Source organism: Flavobacterium sp. GW821-FHT12A05 (assembly GCF_058807735.1).
In genome coordinates, this window is the sequence record NZ_JBXAQY010000011.1 from 87,841 (window position 1) to 106,694 (window position 18,854).

At 36.5% G+C, this 18,854-nt stretch carries 8 protein-coding genes; 2 read left to right on the forward strand and 6 right to left on the reverse strand.

Annotated elements, in window-relative coordinates; genetic code table 11:
- Positions 1–4: 4 nt before the first annotated feature.
- A complete protein-coding gene (locus AC1RRQ_RS22080) occupies positions 5–517 on the reverse strand; it encodes a DUF6913 domain-containing protein (RefSeq protein WP_493025158.1) in 513 nt (170 codons plus the stop codon).
- 46 nt (positions 518–563) lie between these two features.
- On the opposite strand from AC1RRQ_RS22080, the gene AC1RRQ_RS22085 reads away from it, so the two are divergent.
- Together AC1RRQ_RS22085 and AC1RRQ_RS22090 are read left to right on the forward strand one after the other, a co-directional pair.
- Positions 564–1,343 carry a 5'-nucleotidase C-terminal domain-containing protein gene (locus AC1RRQ_RS22085; protein ID WP_493025159.1) on the forward strand — a complete coding sequence of 260 codons (780 nt, stop codon included), beginning with the start codon at positions 564–566 and terminating at the stop codon, positions 1,341–1,343.
- Positions 1,344–1,496: 153 nt separating this feature from the next.
- Entirely contained in the window at positions 1,497–2,408 is a 912-nt protein-coding gene (locus AC1RRQ_RS22090; RefSeq protein WP_493025160.1) for a bifunctional metallophosphatase/5'-nucleotidase, read from the forward strand.
- On the opposite strand, the gene AC1RRQ_RS22095 is transcribed toward AC1RRQ_RS22090, so the two are convergent.
- From AC1RRQ_RS22095 to AC1RRQ_RS22115, 5 genes are all read right to left on the reverse strand, one after another.
- Positions 2,398–3,090, reverse strand: coding sequence for a hypothetical protein (locus AC1RRQ_RS22095; RefSeq protein WP_493025161.1), 693 nt, complete (start codon positions 3,088–3,090; stop codon positions 2,398–2,400). The genes AC1RRQ_RS22090 and AC1RRQ_RS22095 overlap by 11 nt on opposite strands.
- Complete coding sequence (gene ligA, locus AC1RRQ_RS22100; RefSeq protein WP_493025162.1) at positions 3,077–5,083, reverse strand: NAD-dependent DNA ligase LigA; 2,007 nt, start codon at positions 5,081–5,083, stop codon at positions 3,077–3,079. Before ligA ends, AC1RRQ_RS22095 begins: the two co-directional genes overlap by 14 nt.
- A 247-nt stretch (positions 5,084–5,330) precedes the next feature.
- Positions 5,331–7,268, reverse strand: a complete 1,938-nt coding sequence (locus tag AC1RRQ_RS22105; RefSeq protein ID WP_493025163.1) for an OmpA family protein — start codon at positions 7,266–7,268, stop codon at positions 5,331–5,333.
- 11 nt (positions 7,269–7,279) lie between these two features.
- Entirely contained in the window at positions 7,280–8,212 is a 933-nt protein-coding gene (locus tag AC1RRQ_RS22110; RefSeq protein WP_493025164.1) for a PorP/SprF family type IX secretion system membrane protein, read from the reverse strand.
- A gap of 46 nt (positions 8,213–8,258) precedes the next feature.
- Entirely contained in the window at positions 8,259–18,668 is a 10,410-nt protein-coding gene (locus tag AC1RRQ_RS22115) for an Ig-like domain-containing protein (RefSeq protein ID WP_493025165.1), read from the reverse strand.
- Positions 18,669–18,854: the final 186 nt, after the last annotated feature.

An 18,854-nucleotide genomic window follows, 5' to 3' on the forward strand; every position in this document is an offset into this window, starting at 1 on the left:
AATATTATTTTATACTTTTTAAATACTTAAACAATTCAGAAATGAAAAGTTTATACTCTGCCATCGCAGTTTCTATCATCCATCGGTTCAATTTTGCATTGACAGACGAAAATCCTACTTTAAATTTTGCTTTTGATTTACTGGTTATCATCATTAAAATAACACTTTCAACATCATAATAACTTATCAAAAGATCAAATTCTGTATCTATAAATTCATCTAAAAAAACTTCTGTAATCTGTCCTCTCCAATCGATGTGTTTTTTACCAAAAGTAGGTTTAGAATAGATTTTTTTCTTTTTGAATTTCTGCCTGTACGCAACAATTTTTATGTTTTTCGGAGCAATTCCGTTTGAAACAAGTTCTTGTATTAACTCCTTAGAATAACGAAATTTACTCTCATCTACAAGTAAACCAATTGTTTGTATATTGCTTGTAAAGACTTCGTTTTTGACAATATTCAAGTTATTTTTTAATGATTTTTTTACAAAAAATTCCTTTATATAATTTAAAAACATAGTACTTTTACAAATTACAAAATTAATTATTTAAGCCGCATTTAAAATGGTAAAACTAAAAAAGTATAACCGATTTTTAAAACTTTTTGTTATATTCTTAACACTACTTTCAATATTTTCCTGCAGTCCTAAGAATTACAACCTGACGAAGATAGAAGGAAAACAGCTTCCTGTAACAGAAAAAATAGCTGAAACTCCTCAAATTGAAGCTTTTATTAAACCTTATCGCGATCATATTAATAAGGATCTGGATAATGTTTTGGCGTATTGCCCTGAAACGCTTGACAAAAGTACAGGAAAATGGCAGACTACTATTGGTAACCTTCTTGCTGATGTTTGTATAGAACGAGGAAATAAAGTTTTTAATACACGTGAGAAAAAAAATATCGACTTGTGTTTTTTAAATCACGGTGGTATTAGAGCTATTTTACCAAAAGGAAATGTTACAACAAGAACTGCTTTTGAGATTATGCCGTTTGAAAACAACTTGGTTGTTTTGGGTTTAAAAGGCCAGCAGATTTTAGAAATGACTGCTTATATTATTAAGGAGAAAAAACCGCATCCTTTATCTGGAATGACTTTTACGATTGCAAAAGACAATACAGCAAAAAATATTCTGATTCAGGGAAAACCTCTTGATTTGAATAAAACCTATTATGTTGCTACAAATGATTATTTGGCAAATGGCGGCGACAGCATGACTTTCTTTGCAAAAAACATTGAGAAATATGATTTGAATTATAAACTGAGAAATGTTTTAATTGATTATTTCAAAGAGGTTGACACAATTCCGGTTCCAAGAGACATCAGAATTACAGAAGAATAAAAAACAAGTTCATAGTTAGATTAATTTCTATGTGCGTAAAAAATTCAGCCACAGATTAAAGGATTAAAAAGATTAAAAATCTGTGTAAATCTTTTTAATCTGCGGCAAAAAGCTAAACAATTAAAAATATCGTTTCCGCAAAAAATATACAAAATGAAAAGAAGAGAATTTATCGAAAAAACCGCTGCAAGTACTGCCTTATTAAGTTTAGGATTGTCTTTGAGCAGTTTTGAATCCAGCGATATTAAACACTTAACTATTCTGCATACTAATGATGTTCACAGTCATATAGATCCGTTTCCGGCTGATGATCCTCGTAATCCAAATAAAGGCGGTGTGTCTCGTCGTGCTGCACTTATTGAAACTATCCGCCAGGAAAATCCAAATGTACTTTTATTAGACGCTGGAGATATTTTTCAGGGAACGCCTTATTTTAATTATTATGGGGGCGAACTTGAATTTAAGCTGATGAGTATGATGAAATATGATGCGTCAACTATTGGCAACCATGATTTTGATAATGGTCTTGATGGTTTGTATGCTCAAATGCCTCATGCTAGTTTTGAGTTCATTTGTTCTAATTATGATTTTAAAAATACCGTAATGAATGGTTTGGTTAAGCCTTATAAAATTTTCAATAAAAATGGTATTAAGGTTGGTGTTTTTGGTTTAGGAATTGAACTTCAGGGTTTAGTTGACAAACAATTGTATAAAGAAACGGTTTACAACAATCCTGTTGAAATCGCACAAGACATGACGCAGTTATTAAAGAAACAGGAAAAATGTGATTTGGTTATCTGTCTTTCGCATCTTGGCTATAAATATAAAGATGATGCAGATAAGATTTCTGATTTAAAATTAGCGGAGCTTACGCAGGATATCGATTTGATTATTGGCGGCCACACGCATACTTTTCTTGACAAGCCTACAATTGTAAAAAATAAAGCCGGAGAAAATGTACTGGTTAATCAGGTTGGGTGCTACGGAATTAATTTAGGCCGAATTGATTTTTATTTTGATAAAGATAAAGCTCACACGAACCAAGCGAGATCAATTATTGTATAATTTTTCTTTTTTGAATTCTGGCTTTTTCGAGGAAATATTCTACCATAAAAAAATAGGCCAGAATTTGTGTTACGTCACGAATTAAAACGAGTACTACTGAATAAGAAAAGTACTGGTTGAAGATGTAAAATATATCTGAAAATATATAGCTTATTGACATTAATGACATTAAGAGTGTCAGCAAGGTTCCTTTTGTAATGTAACTTACAAACGAAAAATAGCTTATTAAACTCAGTATGATTCCGTAAACGACAAAGACAATATTAAATTTCTGCATATTGTCAAATTTCATACTGAGTACAGAGATAAGCAGGTACACAATAAAAACAACTACTATAGAAATAGGCAGTATATCTTTTTTTACGAGTTTTATTCTTTCGTGTTCCCTGACAAAAAGAAGCATTATTAGGGAATAAACCACCAAGAAACTAATAACGCTTCCCATCTCAGAAACCTCAACATCCATGAGGTCAAAAACCTGCCCTATAAAACAAAAAAGAAATATTAGACTTTCTGTTTTCTTTATCTTAAATTCATTGCTGATTAAAAAATAAATAAAAATGGCAGGCAATACTATTGCTTTGGCATAAATCGCCATAAAATCCTGTTTGGTCCAATCAAAAATAATTGTAAACAGCAGTGATAAAAAAAATAAAATCAAAGACGGTTTATTCGCTTTCATTTAATTTAGTTATAAATTCTTCTTCGGATATTATAGGAATATTTAATTTGCTTGCTTTATCTAGTTTAGCTGGTCCCATATTATCTCCCGCTACTACGAAGTCGGTTTTTGCAGAAATGGAACTTCCTACTTTTCCACCGTTGTCTTCGATCGCTTTTTTTAATTCATCCCTTGAAAATTGGCTGAAAACTCCTGAAACTACAAAAGTTTTTCCAATAAATTTCTCGGTAGCATTTGGGTTAATTTTTTCTACTATTTCAAACTGAACGCCATAACTTTTTAATCGTTCAATTATGATTTTATTTTCTTCGTTTTCAAAAAACTCTATTACACTTTTGGCAATTCTTTCTCCAATTTCATCTACAAGAATTAAATCCATTAAAGAAGCCTGGCTCAGTGCATCAATATTTTTATAATGTTTTGCTAATTTTTTTGCAACGGTTTCTCCAACAAAACGAATTCCAAGTGCAAACAGAACGCTTTCAAACGGAATTTCTTTTGATTTTTCTACGCCTTTTACCAAATTTTCGGCTGATTTTTGTGCCATTCTTTCTAACGGAAGAATATCTTCGACTTTCAATTCGTATAAATCGGCATAATTGTGTACTAATCCGTTATTAAAAAGCAAGGCAACGGTTTCTCCGCCAAGTCCTTCAATATCCATTGCTTTTCTTGAAATATAATGCTGAATTCTGCCAATAATCTGCGGCGGACAGCCATAGAAATTTGGGCAGTAATGATTGGCTTCTCCGGCATTTCTAACTAATTCGGTCTGACATTCCGGACAATGTGTAATATATTGCGTTGGTTCTGAATTTTCAGGACGTTTTTCTAAATCTACGGCAATAATTTTAGGAATAATTTCGCCTCCTTTTTCCACAAAAACGGTATCGTTTATTCTAATATCCAGTTTTTCTATTTGATCTGCATTATGCAGCGATGCTCTTTTTACAATAGTTCCTGCCAATTGCACTGGTTCCAGATTAGCAACGGGAGTAATAGCTCCTGTACGCCCAACCTGATAGGAAATTGATTTTAATTTTGTCGAAACCTGCTCTGATTTGAATTTATAGGCAATGGCCCAACGCGGTGATTTTGCAGTATATCCCAGTTCTTCCTGAGAGTGTATGCTGTTTACTTTTATAACTACACCATCTGTTTCATAAGGTAATTGATGACGGTGAACATCCCAATAATCAATAAAGTCAAAAACTTCCTGCATGTTATTGACTAACTTGGCTTCGTTAGGAACTTTGAATCCCCATTTTCTGGCTGATTCTAATCCTTCGTATTGTGTTTTAAAGGGTAAATTGTTTCCGGTTACAAAATACAATAAACATTCCAGCGGACGTTTTGCAACCTCAGCGCTGTCTTGCAATTTTAAACTTCCCGATGCTGTATTTCTTGGGTTTGAATAAGGGGTTTCTCCTATTTCGATTAATTCCTGATTCATTTTTTCGAAACCGGCAAAAGGTAAAATAATTTCTCCTCGGATATCGAATTTTTCAGGATAATCTCCTTTTAATTTTATAGGAATTGATTTTATGGTTTTAATATTATTGGTTACTTCGTCTCCCTGAAAACCATCGCCGCGTGTTAGGGCCTGAACTAATTTTCCGTTTTCGTAAGAGATGCTTATGGAAGCTCCGTCGTATTTTAATTCACAGGTATACTGCAGGTCTACATTTCCTAATACGCGCTGGATTCTGTTTTCCCAGTCGATTAAATCTTCTTTAGAATAAGAATTATCAAGGGAATACATGCGGTATTGGTGCGCAATGGTTTTGAAGTTTTTTGTGACTGTTCCTCCTACTCGCTGTGTTGGAGAATCTTCGTCAAAAAACTCCGGGTGTTTATTTTCTAAATCCTGCAGTTCTTTTAGTTTGATATCAAAATCGTAATCAGAAATTGTGGCATTGTCTAACACATAATAATTGTAATTATGTTGATTAAGTTCGTTTCGTAAGGTTTGAATGGTTTCCTGAATACTCATAAAATATTTAAATAATGCGGGTTGTAATTTAGAATAAATAATATCAAAATTAGGATTATTTTTCTTCAGAAAGACATTTAAAAACGCAAATTTTATAAAATCAAAAATCAGGCAGCAAAAATATGCGGCCTGATTTTCTTCTTGTCCATTATTCTTAAAAAAGAATTTAAAAAAACCAACTTCCAAATGGTTTCTGCGTTCTATACTTTTATACTGATAATCAGATTATTAGAATACAAATATAGTACTATTTTTGAATAATGATAAAATCGGAGCGTCTGTTAAGTAAATGCTCTTCTTCAGTACATTTCACTCCGTTTTTGCATTTATTAATTAAGCGGCTTTCGCCGTAACCAATGGCACTTTCAATTCTGGAAGCGTCTATGCCTTGTGATAGAATATAATCTCTTGTTGACTTGGCTCTGTTGTCTGAAAGTTTTAAGTTATACGAGTCTTTTCCGCGAGAATCTGTGTGCGATTCTATTTTAATTTTAATGTTTGGAAATTTCTGCATAACGAAAACTACTTTCGTCAATTCTTCAATAGCCAAAGGTGTAATGTCGTATTTGTCGTAATCAAAATAAATTGGTTTTACGTCGACCATTTCAACACCTTTCTTTTTAACTACTAAATCATCGTAGTTGCTAAGTTCGAAGTTTACATCTTTAATTTCGCCTTCGTTTTCTTTTGTTGTTTCTACTGTTTTTTCGTCGCTGCTATAATTTGGCTTTGCCGCAATCATATTAACTACTTTATTACAAGGAACCACTATGGCGTATTTCCCTTCGTAATTGGTTTTTGTTTCGCCAAGTACCTCTTTAAAAGAGTTGTAAGCCATTATCGCAACGTCTGCCAAAGGTTTTTTGGTTTTTCTGTCAACCGCAATTCCAGAAATACTTTGGTTGCAGACTGGTTTTCCTTTTACAAAAGAATAGATATCATCGTCGCCTTTTCCTCCTGCTCTATTTGATGAAACATAGCCATAAGCATCTGTTTTATCCACAACATACGAAAAATCATCCTTGTTGCTGTTTATTGGAGCTCCAAGGTTTCTTGGCGTTGTGAAATTTCCATCGGATAAAAATTTACTTTCGTAAACATCTAAATCACCTAAACCATAATGTCCGTCTGATGAGAAGTACAACATTCCGTTTCTGTAATAAGGAAAAACTTCATTACCCATTGTATTGATATTTGGCCCTAAATTCAGCGGAGAACTCATCGTTCCGTCGGCAGCAATTTTTACCACATACAAATCTGTTTCACCAAAACCTCCCGGCATATCTGACGCAAAGAAAAGCCATTGTCCGTCATCGCTTAAAGAAGGATGTCCAACTGAGTAATCGTCGTTGTCGAAGAAAACTTTTTGCGGATTTTCTAATTTATTGTCTACAATTGAGCCTTTGATAATCTGGAAATTATTGATTTTGTTTTCATCCACAACCAATTTATTTTTCTTTACAATGTTTGTAGAATAATAAATGGTTTTTCCTTCCGGATCAAAAGAAGCTGTGGCTTCGTGGTATTTACTCATTACATTTGGAAGGAATATTTTTTCGTTGAATAAGCTTCCATCAGCCGGATTTCTTTCTGAAACATATAAATTTAGAAAAGGCTGATTGTTCCAGGTGTAGAGTTTTTCACTGAACTTAGTGGTATCTCTTGCCGAAGTAAAAACAATTTTATCTCCAAAGAAGGTGGCTCCAAAATCAGATTTACTGGTATTAATGTCCAGATTTTTAATCGTGTAAAGCGGTTTTGCTTTTGCGAGACTGTCTAATTGTTTCTTTTGGGCAACATATCGGTTAATTTCCTTTTTATCGCCTTTTTTATCAAGATATTCTTTCGTGATTTTATCTGCCTCATTATAATCCATAACCGCTTTCATGCTTTGAATATAACGCAGGTAGTAAATATCGGTTAAATTATTGTCTTGAACTTCGTATAGTTTTTTGTACCATTTAAGAGCATTTCGTGCATCTGAAATGAAATAATACGAATCGGCGGCATTTTTTAACGTCTGAGCCGTAGGATTTTTGATGTTCGCCAAAATTTCCTCGTACGCTTTTGAAGCGTCTGCATATGAATAATTTCTAAACAATGCATCGGCTTGTTTTAAATTAGTCTTTTGAGCAAAACTAAACGTAATGCTCAAGACTAAACTTAGGATATATAGTTTTTTCATATGTTTTATTTTTAGAAGAATCGAGGAGACTTGATTTTGCTTTGATTTTTATTGAATGTATAACGCAGAATGAACTCGTGTGTTCCATCGTTGTATTTATTCAATCCGCCTACGGTGTAATCAAAAGCATATCCGAGATAAAAACTTTTTGATATTTGAAAACCTGCCAGGATACTGATAGAATCATCTGTTCTGTAAGATCCGCCGATAACAAATTTTTCATAAAGCATAAAATTCGCCGATATATCAGCAGTCAGCGGGGCTCCGCTTACTGCTTTTACTAAAAATGCTGGTTTGAACTTTAAATTTGGGTTCAAATCAAAAACATATCCTCCCATTAAATAATAATGTAAACGATCATAATCTATAGATTCCTGAACATCATCATAATAGTCGTTCTGAATAAAGCTTGGAATTGAGAATCCTAAATACCATTTTTCGGTATAGTAGTAAACCCCTGCTCCTACAGCTAATTTCATCTGGTTGTCGATATTTTGATTTAAAAGAACGTCTGTTCCGTCATAATATCTTCCTTTAGACCAATCTATGTTTAACATTCTCATTCCTGCTTTAATACCAAAAGCAAGTCTTTTTTCATAACCTAAAGGCAATGAATAAGAGAAGTTTCCGTCTAGGTATAATTCGTTTGAGGGACCAATTTTGTCGTTGACAACACTTAATCCTAAACCAATTTTTTCATTTCGAAGCGGTGCATGTATAGAAAACGACTGTGTTTCCGGCGCTCCTGAAATTCCTACCCATTGAGAACGATGTAAAAGAGTGGCTTCTAAACTGCCGGTTGATCCGGCATAAGCCGGATTTACCGCCATTGTGTTATACATATATTGTGTATACTCGGGATCTTGCTGTGCACTTGCACATATTGTGATAAAAGAACATATTAAAATGAAATACGATTCTAATGGTTTTATATATAGTTTCATAACGATACTTATTTAGTTTAATTAATTAGATTGATTAATAGAAAGCTTATCTCATGATAGATAACCATCCTTTTTTAACCGTTCCATCTCCAATGGTAATCACATAAAAATAAGTACCTGTTGGCAGCATATCTCCTCTATTAACAACTCCGGAAACATTTGAAGTTCCGTTCCAATCGTTTTCATAATGTTGTTTGCTGTACACTAATGAACCATATCTGTTATAAACTTTCAATTCATTATTAGGATATGACTCGATACAATCAATTCTAAACAGATCGTTCGCTCCATCATTATTTGGTGTGAACTCATTGTAAACTGTTAAACAGATTGGTTCAACTGAAGCCGAAGCCGAATTGTTTGACGCATCAACATCTAAAGGAGTTGAAATTTCTATAGCAGCAACATTTAGATAATTTCCGCTGGATAATACCTCAGCAACTACTGTAAGAACTACGCTTTGGCCTGAGGCTAAAGTTGGTATTGTCCAAAGTCCTGTTGCCGGATCGTATGTTCCGCCTGTTGTACTAGAGCTTACTAAATCGTATCCGCTTGGTAAAAGTTCACTCACAATGGTGTTGATGAAACTTCCCTCGCCTACATTATTTACTGTTATAGTAAATGTTACTTTATCTCCAAAATTAGGAGTAGGATTATCTACTACATTCGTAATTGTTATATCAGAACAAGTGGCAACATTTACGTTCAGGAACTTAGTTGTGGTTTCGTTACAATTATTAGTGTAAGTAACCGAAACTCTTCCTGGTCCTATGTCAGACCATGAAACTGTTACCGTTCCGTCAGCGTTTCCTCCGCCAGAAAGAATAGTTCCGTTTGTAATTGTCCAAACATAATCTGATTTTCCGTTTGCAATTGAATAAGTCACACCTTTGAAAACACATGGAGTATCATCATTCGTTGTAAGTTGTACAGCTGCATCATTTTCAAAATTCACTGTAATACCCAGTCTGTTTGCATTTTCACATCCGTTAGTGGTGTTACTAAGCGCTGCTGCATAATAGATTCCTGCAGTAAGCGCTGTACCAGCCGCTAAAGGAGTTCCGCCTGTTGCAGTTGTATAGAAAACGACATTTGGTTCGTTAACCACAATATTTGCAATAGTTGGAGACGCTGATAAACAGAATGTTTGTGTTGTTTTAGGTGTTGTAACAAGAATCGGAGTACTTACTACCACTGCTACAGCTAATCTTACTGGGTTTTCGCAATTTATTGCACTTGCTACAGCTCCATAGTAAGTTCCTGATGCCAGAGCCGTTCCTGCCGGAATTGCAGTTCCTCCTGTTGCTGTGCTGTACCAAACTACGTTTGCTTCGTTAACCTGAATGTTAGAAACTTTTGGTGCGTTTATTGAACAGAAATTCTGTGTCGCATTTGTTGTCGTAGGTGTCGGACTTGGATTTGATACCGTAACTGTAACTTGTAAACGAGTTGAGCTTTGGCATCCTGTTACCGGATCTACAATGTTTCCAAAATAAATACCAGATACTAATGGTGTATTTGCTGCAATTGCAGTTCCGCCAGTCGCACTGCTAAACCAAGTTACACCAGTTTCATTTACCTGAATATTAGCAACTGTTGGAGATGCTGTTGAACAGAAAGTCTGAGAAGCATTTGTTGTAGTAGGATTAACCGCATTTCTAACTGTAACTGCAATTGCTAATCTTACACTGCTTGAACATCCTGTTGCAGGATCTAAAATAGCACCATAATACGTACCGCTTGTTAAAGCTGTTGTGGCAGCAATTGGTGTTCCGCCAGTTGCAGTGCTGTACCAAACTACATTCGCTTCGTTTACCTGAATATTAGCAACCGTTGGTGCATTTTCAGAACAGAAAGTCTGCGAAACATTAGTTGTTGTTGGCGTAGCAGGATCTGTTACGTTAACTGTTACTGTTAATCTTGCGCTGCTTTCACATCCGGTCGCTGCATCTTTTAAAGCTGCATAATATGTACCACTTGTTAAAGCTGTAGTCGATGGAATCGCTGTTCCTCCAGTTAAAGCGGTATACCAAACGATATTGGCTTGATTGAACTGAACACTTGCAAAAGTAGGAGCATTTACTAAACAGAAGTTTTGAGTTCCCGCTGTTACTAATGTTGGTGTTGCCGGATCAGTAACACTTATTGTTACAGCTAATCTAACAGCACTTTCGCAACCTGATGCTGGATCGCTGATCGCTGCATAATAAGTACCGCTTGTTAAAGCTGTAGTTGATGGAATCTCTGTTCCTCCAGTTAAAGCGGTATACCAAACAATGTTTGTTTGATTAAACTGAACACTTGCAAAAGTCGGCGCATTTACTAAACAGAAGTTTTGAGTTCCTGCTGTTACTAAAGTTGGTGTTCCAGGGTCGCTAACATTGATTGTTACCGCTAATCTTACCGCACTTTCACAACCTGTTGCCGGATCGCTGATTACTGCATAATACGTACCGCTTGTTAAAACTGTAGTTGATGGAATCGCTGTTCCGCCTGTTAGAGCTGTGTACCAAACGATGTTTGCCTGATTAAACTGAACACTTGCAAAAGTCGGAGCATTTACTAAACAGAAGTTTTGTGTACCTGCCGTTACTAAAGTTGGTGTTCCTGGATCGTTAACATTGATGGTTACCGCTAATCTAACACTACTCTCACATCCAGTTGTCGCATCTTTTAAAGCTGCATAATATGTACCGCTTGTTAAAGCTGTAGTTGATGGAATCGCTGTTCCGCCTGTTAATGCTGTATACCAAACGATGTTTGTTTCGTTAAACTGAACACTCGCAAAAGTCGGTGCATTTACTAAACAGAAGTTTTGAGTTCCTGCTGTTACCAAAGTTGGTGTTCCAGGATCCGTAACGCTGATTGTTACGGTTAATCTAACAGCGCTTTCGCAGCCTGATGTTGGATCGCTGATTGCTGCGTAATACGTACCGCTTGTTAAAGCTGTAGTCGATGGAATTGCTGTTCCTCCTGTTAAAGCTGTGTACCAAACGATATTAGTTTCATTAAGCTGAACACTTGCAAAAGTTGGTGCATTTACTAAACAGAAGTTTTGAGTTCCTGCCGTTACTAAAGTTGGTGTTCCCGGATCGTTAACATTGATGGTTACTGCTAATCTAACTGCGCTTTCGCAACCTGTTGTTGGATCGCTGATTGCAGCATAATATGTACCGCTTGTTAAAGCTGTAGTCGATGGAATCGCTGTTCCGCCTGTTAATGCTGTGTACCAAACAATATTGGTTTGATTAAACTGAACACTTGCAAAAGTTGGCGCATTTACTAAACAGAAGTTTTGAGTTCCTGCTGTTACCAAAGTTGGTGTTCCAGGATCCGTAACACTGATAGTTACGCTTAATCTAACAGCACTTTCACAGCCTGTAGCTGGATCGCTGATCGCTGCGTAATATGTACCGCTTGTTAAAGCTGTTGTAGATGGAATTGCTGTTCCGCCAGTTAAAGCTGTATACCAAACAATGTTTGCTTCATTAAACTGAACACTCGCAAAAGTCGGTGCATTTACCAAACAGAAGTTTTGTGTACCTGCTGTTACCAAAGTTGGTGTTCCAGGATCCGTAACGCTGATTGTTACGGTTAATCTAACAGCGCTTTCGCAGCCTGATGTTGGATCGCTGATCGCAGCATAATATGTACCGCTTGTTAAAGCTGTAGTTGATGGAATCGCTGTTCCGCCAGTTAAAGCTGTGTACCAAACAATGTTTGTTTCATTAAACTGAACACTCGCAAAAGTCGGCGCATTTACCAAACAGAAGTTTTGTGTTCCTGCTGTTACCAAGGTTGGTGTTCCGGGATCGTTAACATTGATAGTTACCGCTAATCTTACCGCACTTTCACAACCTGTTCCCGGATCGCTGATCGCAGCATAATATGTACCGCTTGTTAAGGCTGTTGTAGATGGAATTCCTGTTCCGCCTGTTAAAGCTGTATACCAAACGATATTAGCCTCATTAAATTGAACACTTGCAAAAGTCGGCGCATTTATCAAACAGAAGTTTTGAGTTCCTGCTGTTACTAAAGTTGGTGTTCCAGGATCCGTAACACTGATGGTTACGGTTAATCTAACAGCGCTTTCACAACCTGATGTTGGATCGCTGATTGCAGCATAATACGTACCGCTTGTTAAAGCTGTAGTCGATGGAATCGCTGTTCCGCCTGTTAACGCTGTGTACCAAACAATATTGGTTTGATTAAACTGAACACTCGCAAAAGTAGGCGCATTTACCAAACAGAAGTTTTGTGTTCCTGCTGTTACTAATGTTGGTGTTCCAGGATCGTTAACATTAACTGTTATTGCTGATCGAACTGAACTCTCACAACCTAGTAAATCTTTTATTGCTCCATAATAAATTGTTCCATTAACTAATGCTGTTGTTGGATCTAATGAAGTTCCTCCTGTAGAAGCAAGATACCAAACTACATTGGCCTCATTTGCCTGAAGATTAGCAACAGTTGGTGCATTGATCAAACAGAAATTCTGAGGATTATTTGTAGATGTTGGTGTTGGAGGATCATTAACTATCACAGTAGCTGCTTTAAGTTCTCCGTTTTTATTTTGACATGTATTGTCGCTTGTAACAGCTGCATAATAAGTAAGAGGGCTCATCGCAGTTGTTAAACCTGATACAGTTAAAACTCCTGTAGTACTAACCGCATAGGTTACGCCGCTTACAGTTCCGTTTAAAATAGGTTGTGTTTTATTAGCATCTAAATACCAGAAGAAAACCGGATTTGTCAGCGTAGTTGTTGGCGTTAAAACTGCATCTGTATTATGACAAATAGAAGCATTATTTACCACGATATCCGTTTCAAGTGAAGTTGGTAAGATTGTAAATGTTACTTGTTTTCTATTTGCTGGTGTAGTCTCACAATACTCATCTGAACTCACTCCTAAATAATAAGTATAAGTTCCCGGAGCTAATCCGTTTATTACTAATTTAGATGTTGTTTCACCCGGAATTAACTGGCTTGTTGTTCCGTCAAAACTATACCAGTGGTATACTGGGTTCGTAAGAACTGGTGTATTACTTAAGACTGCGTCTAATGTTACTGTTCCTGTTTCAGAACAAATAATAGTACCATTTCCTCCATTTATAGTTACGTTTGCTATTGCTGATACTGGAGTAGTAGCTCTAACCACTACTGTTACTTCTCCTCTTTCTAAAGCAGCACAGCCGTAACGAATTGGCTGAACATAATATTTATAAGTTCCTGCCGCTAATCCTGCCGGAATTGTATAAGTTTGACCACTCGCTACAACATTTCCTCCTATTGGTGAATCGTACCACGCATAATCTGCACAAGATTTAGGCGGTACCTGGAGGGTAATGTTATCCCCGGGACAGACTGTAATTTTATTTTCAGGATCGCTTCCAATCACTTTCGTATTGGTTACACGATCAATAGTATGAACTCTAAGCTGATCTAAAACACTTGCAACTCCTCCAAAAGTAATTACTACTTTATCATAAGGCTGTGTTTGAGGCGCCACAATTGTCATCGCCATTGTGTCTCCGGCAAGCAATTTTAAAGTCAATAAACTACTTGTGTTTTGTATTGGAGCACCAACAGCAATATTTCCTGAATATAACTGAATCGTGAATCCGGTAAGTAAGTTAAGATTTAAAAGAGTTCCTGGTTTAGAAATCGTAATTCTTAAACTGTCCCCTACCATAGATGGTGTTCTAAAAGTTGTGGTAAGTTCAGCAGCAGCAAGAACTCCTGCCCCACTAAACATTGTAGCGTAAGTAGCAACATCGCCATCGGCTATATTCCACGGATTAGAAACCCCTACAGTTGCTGTTAAAGCACCTACTCCTAAGTCTTTTACGCCAGAGAAAATATCTTCAATATCTCCTTGACCACAAGCAATTTGTGTAACTTGTTTTTTATAATGAGCATCATAAACATTAATGTTTTGCGCTACACTTAAAATTGATCCTAATTGTACACGGATACCATCATAATCCTGAAGTCCTGAAGTATTAGAAGGTACAAATGTATATTCGAATGAATTTTGACCTGGTAATAAATTCAATAGTGAACCTGATACTGATTGTAAAGTTCCAATATCAATAGGGTTATTAGATCCGTCACGCTTAGTACCTACTACTGAAATACTTTGTCCAACGGCAATTAAACTATTTTGTAAACCTAATTTAACTGTTACTGGAGTTCCTTTAGGAATAGTAGTCGGCCATTGCAGATTTTGCCAAGTAGTTCCAATACCTAAAAGTCCTAAACCTGTAGTAATGGTTGAGAAAGTACTTGGATCACCATCTACAGCCAAAGCTTGATTGGTTACATTACCGGTAATAATAGAACCTGATAGTTGAGAATTGGCATAAACTCTTTCTAGCAGAGTATCACAAGTCGCAGGATCAATAACACTAATGGTTACTGTTTGGCTTGTAGTACAAGATCCGTTGCTTGCAATTACAGTATATGTAAAAACTCCTACTGTATTAAGTGGACCTGTACTATTAGATCCTAAAGCATTTCCTTGTGGATCGTACCAAGTTATAGTTCCGTTTGATGATGCTGCTAAAGTAACAGATGAACCTTTTGTAACTGCTATCGAACTTGTTACTCCTGTTAATGTTGGTAATGGAGTTACGTTTACAGTTACCGGTACTTTTACTGATGGACAAGCAACACCTGTTGTCTGAGCCTGAATAAAATAGTTACCACTTACTGTAATATTGGCTGCTGCCAGATCTGTAATTGGATTATTGGCTGCATCAAAGAAAGTATAAGTTGTATTTCCTGTTGTATCAAAATTGGTAATAGCATCTTTCAGGTTTACTTTAGCACAACCCGCAAACGGACTTGTAACAGTTAAAGCTGAACCGGCTGGATAATTTACAACTACTTCTTTTAATGTTCCATTTACGTTTTCGCAGATTCCTCCATTAGAAACAGATAGATAATAAGTATAAGGAGCATTAGCCGCAATAAGTCCGCTAATTGTTAGTGCTCCCGTTGTAGGATCTTTTACATAAGTTACTCCGGCTGTAGTACCTGTAGTAATCTCTTGTGTTTTATTTTGATCTGTGTAATATTTAAAAGTTGCTCCCGCTAAAGCAGATGTTGGAGCTAATACAATTCCTCCTGCACAAGAAGCAGCTAAAGGACTTGCAATTGTAATATCCGCAGCTGTTGGAATAGACAATACATTAACCGTTACAGGCTGACGAACACTATTAATACAAGTTCCGCCGCGAGTTGCTTCTAAATAATAAATTGTAGTAGCCGTTAATGGAAGTGTTGGGCTGACAGCCACAATATTTCCACCTGTTGGAGCATCGTACCATGTAAAAGTTTCAGTTCCTGTAGAAGAAGCCGATAATGTTGCGGTTTGTCCGGCACAAATTGGCGCCGCTGCTCCAGTTATTGTGGCATTTGGAAATCTATAAGAAGCGCCATAGATGTTTACAGTAGTTAATAAACCAACTAATGCTCCCAATCTAATATCCACTCTATCGAATGCAGCAGTTGATGGATAGCTGACTTTGAATTTGTTTCCTGACAATATTTGCAAGTTCAATAAACTATTGTTTACCGCAAGTCTGCCTGGATTTTCAACTCCTCCTAAGGAAGTTCCTACACTTACAGATCCTAACAATGCTATATCAGCAAGACCACCAGGTAATTCTAATTCAACATCAACAATATCTCCCGCCTGACCAGGTGTTAGAAAATTTAATTGTTGTTGTATATATGAATTAAGTACTCCCGCAGTTATAGTCAAAGAAGAAAATGTATTTGGGTTTCCATCAACAGCGTTAGGTCCGTTAGCACCATTACATAAAACACATAATAAGCCAGGGTCAACAGTTATGGCTTGTGAACTTGGCTGCAAACAGGTACTAACTGTATTAGTTACCATTACATTAATCGCAGCTCTTGTACTGCTTGTACAATCCGAAGTTAAGTTTCTTGCTTGAACATAAAATGTTTTATTTGCAGTTAAAGCCGGAGTAGGTGTATAAGTGCTGGAATTTGCCAATAAAAGATTTCCTCCTGTTGGAGCATCATACCAATCATAATCATATGTAGGAGTTGTTACAACAGCCAGCTGTACATTCTGACCTGACTGAATAATAACATTCGAAGATACAGGAACCGGAGGTGCTGGTCTAGGGTTAACATTTACATTAACTGCTGTACGAGCACTTAAACAAGTTCCAATTACCGCTTCAATATAGTAAGAAGTTGGAGCAGTCAAACTTGGAGTAACAAAAGAAGTTCCTGTAAATACCAATGTTCCTCCTGTAGCAGCATCGTACCAATTATAAGTTGTACCTGCAACTGGAGATTGAATTGTTATGGTTGTAGTTTCTCCGCTGCATAAATTTGAAGGAACTATATCTATTCCTGCTGGAGCTATAGGATTATTTACATTAACAGTAACAGGATTTCTTTCACCATTTACACAGCCATTGCGAGTCAATTCAACATAATAAGTTGTATTAGCTGTCAAAGCCAGTGTTGTAAACGAAGCTGTACTGTTTAATAAATTTCCGCCAGTTAAAGCATCATACCATCTAATAGTTTCACCTAAAGCCAGATTAGCATTTAAAGTTGCAGTTTGTCCGCCGCAAATTGTAGTATTTCCAGAAATAACTGGTGCTTTATATCTGTAAGTCGCCTGATAAATATCTACGGTCGTTAAAGCAGTTGCCAAACCTCCTAATCGAATTTCTACTCGATCAAAGTTAGCTCCAGCAACAACACTCGCTTTAAATCTATTTCCCGATAATAATTGTAAAGTCACTAACGGATTATTTATAAAAATCCTGTCATTATTATAAGTAGCTCCATTATATGTAGCTAAGCTTACAGCTCCTAACAAAGAAAGATCGGCAATACCGCCTGGAAGTGCCAATTCTACATCAACAATATCACCCGCTTTTCCAGGATTAGTAAATTGTAATGTCTGTTGTAGTGATGCGGCAACCCCAATCGGAATAGTTAAACTCGCTGCTGTTGCAGGATTACCGTCTACAGAATTATTCAAATTAGTTGAACTACACAATAAACATATACCAACTTGTGTAGTAACTTGACTGCTGGCTTCACGACATCCGCCTAAAGCAGCTGGCTGAACCGTTACCGTTACAGGTACTCTGGTTGTACTGACACAACCACCTGTAAGATTAACTGATTCTACATAATAGATTTTAGTCGCTGTTAAAATTGGAGTTGTAAAAGTAGTAGAATTAGCTAGTAATTTTGTTCCTCCTGTTGGAGCATCATACCAATCTAAACCAACACCTGGCTCAGTTGTCGAAGCACTTAAAGTTGCATTCTGACCAGCAAGAATCGATACACCTTGTGTTAATATCGTAGCAAGCGCAGGAACAGAAGTTGAAGTAACATTTACCTGAGTACGAGTCGATTTACACGCACCAATAGATGCTTCTACATAATAAGTAGAAATACCCGTAGGCACAGTTGGCGTATAAGTAGTTCCAGTCGTCAAAGCAGTACCTCCTGTTGCAACATTGTACCAGGAATAAGTTGTTCCTAATATTGGATTTATAACCGATAAAGTAGTTGCCTGAGTTACTCCAACAGAACAAATAGTAGTACCTGTCGCACTAATAACCGGCGCAATAGGCTGCACAACATTAATTGTTACAGGTAATCTCTGATCACTTTCGCAGCCAGGGTTTCGTGAAGTACTTACATAATAAGTAGTTGTAGCTGTTAAAGCTGGTGTCGTATAAGTTCCTACGCTTGAAAGCGGTGTAGTCGCAGTTGGCGAATCGTACCAAGCTACCGTAGTACCAGCGGCAGCTGCAGCAGAAAGCGCTACTGATTGTCCGAAACACACTGATTGTGTTTCTCCATTAGCAATCGTAGGTTTTGCAAATTGCAAACGCACATCATAAATTCTTAAATTAATCAGTAAACTAACAAGTCCCCCTGTTTGAATTTTTATCTGATTTGCATCTGATGTCAAAGTATACTTTACTGCAATAATATTGTCTGCATTATCTAGCAGTTGAACATTAATTAATCCGCTCAACGGAACCGCGTTTCCCGCAGGAGCACCAGACAACAAAGGCTGAATAGTTGAATTTGCCAGTACATCTGCACTTATTAAACTAGTGCCGTTTCCGTAATAAACAACTATTTGATCTCCTGCTTTTGCAGTTTGACCAAAGGTTACCGTTTCTTGGGCAAAACAACCTACTCCTAATGAGTTTGTTATTGCTGCATACGTACTTAAACTGGAATCGTATGCCAAAGCTGCGTTAGTAACTCCGGTAGTACCTAAACAGACTCCGCCAATACCAGTAGTGTGTCCTGCAGGTCGACAAAATGTTTGCGCAAAGTTTTTATTACTTAAAAGCAGTAAAAACAATAAAAGCCATACGGCTAATAATCTCTTCTGGGTGATGAGATCATAAAAAGTAATTTTTTTTTTCATAATTTGGAAGATTAGAAAATGGACAATAAAATACCTCTTGCGATAAGCACGTATGCTTAAGCAATTAAAAAACACGTTAAAAATCAATTAGTTAAACTCTAAAATAAATCCTTAGTACATAAAGACTATTATTTAAATTTTTATAAAAAATTATTTTGTATGCTGCATACCTAAGTATACTTAATT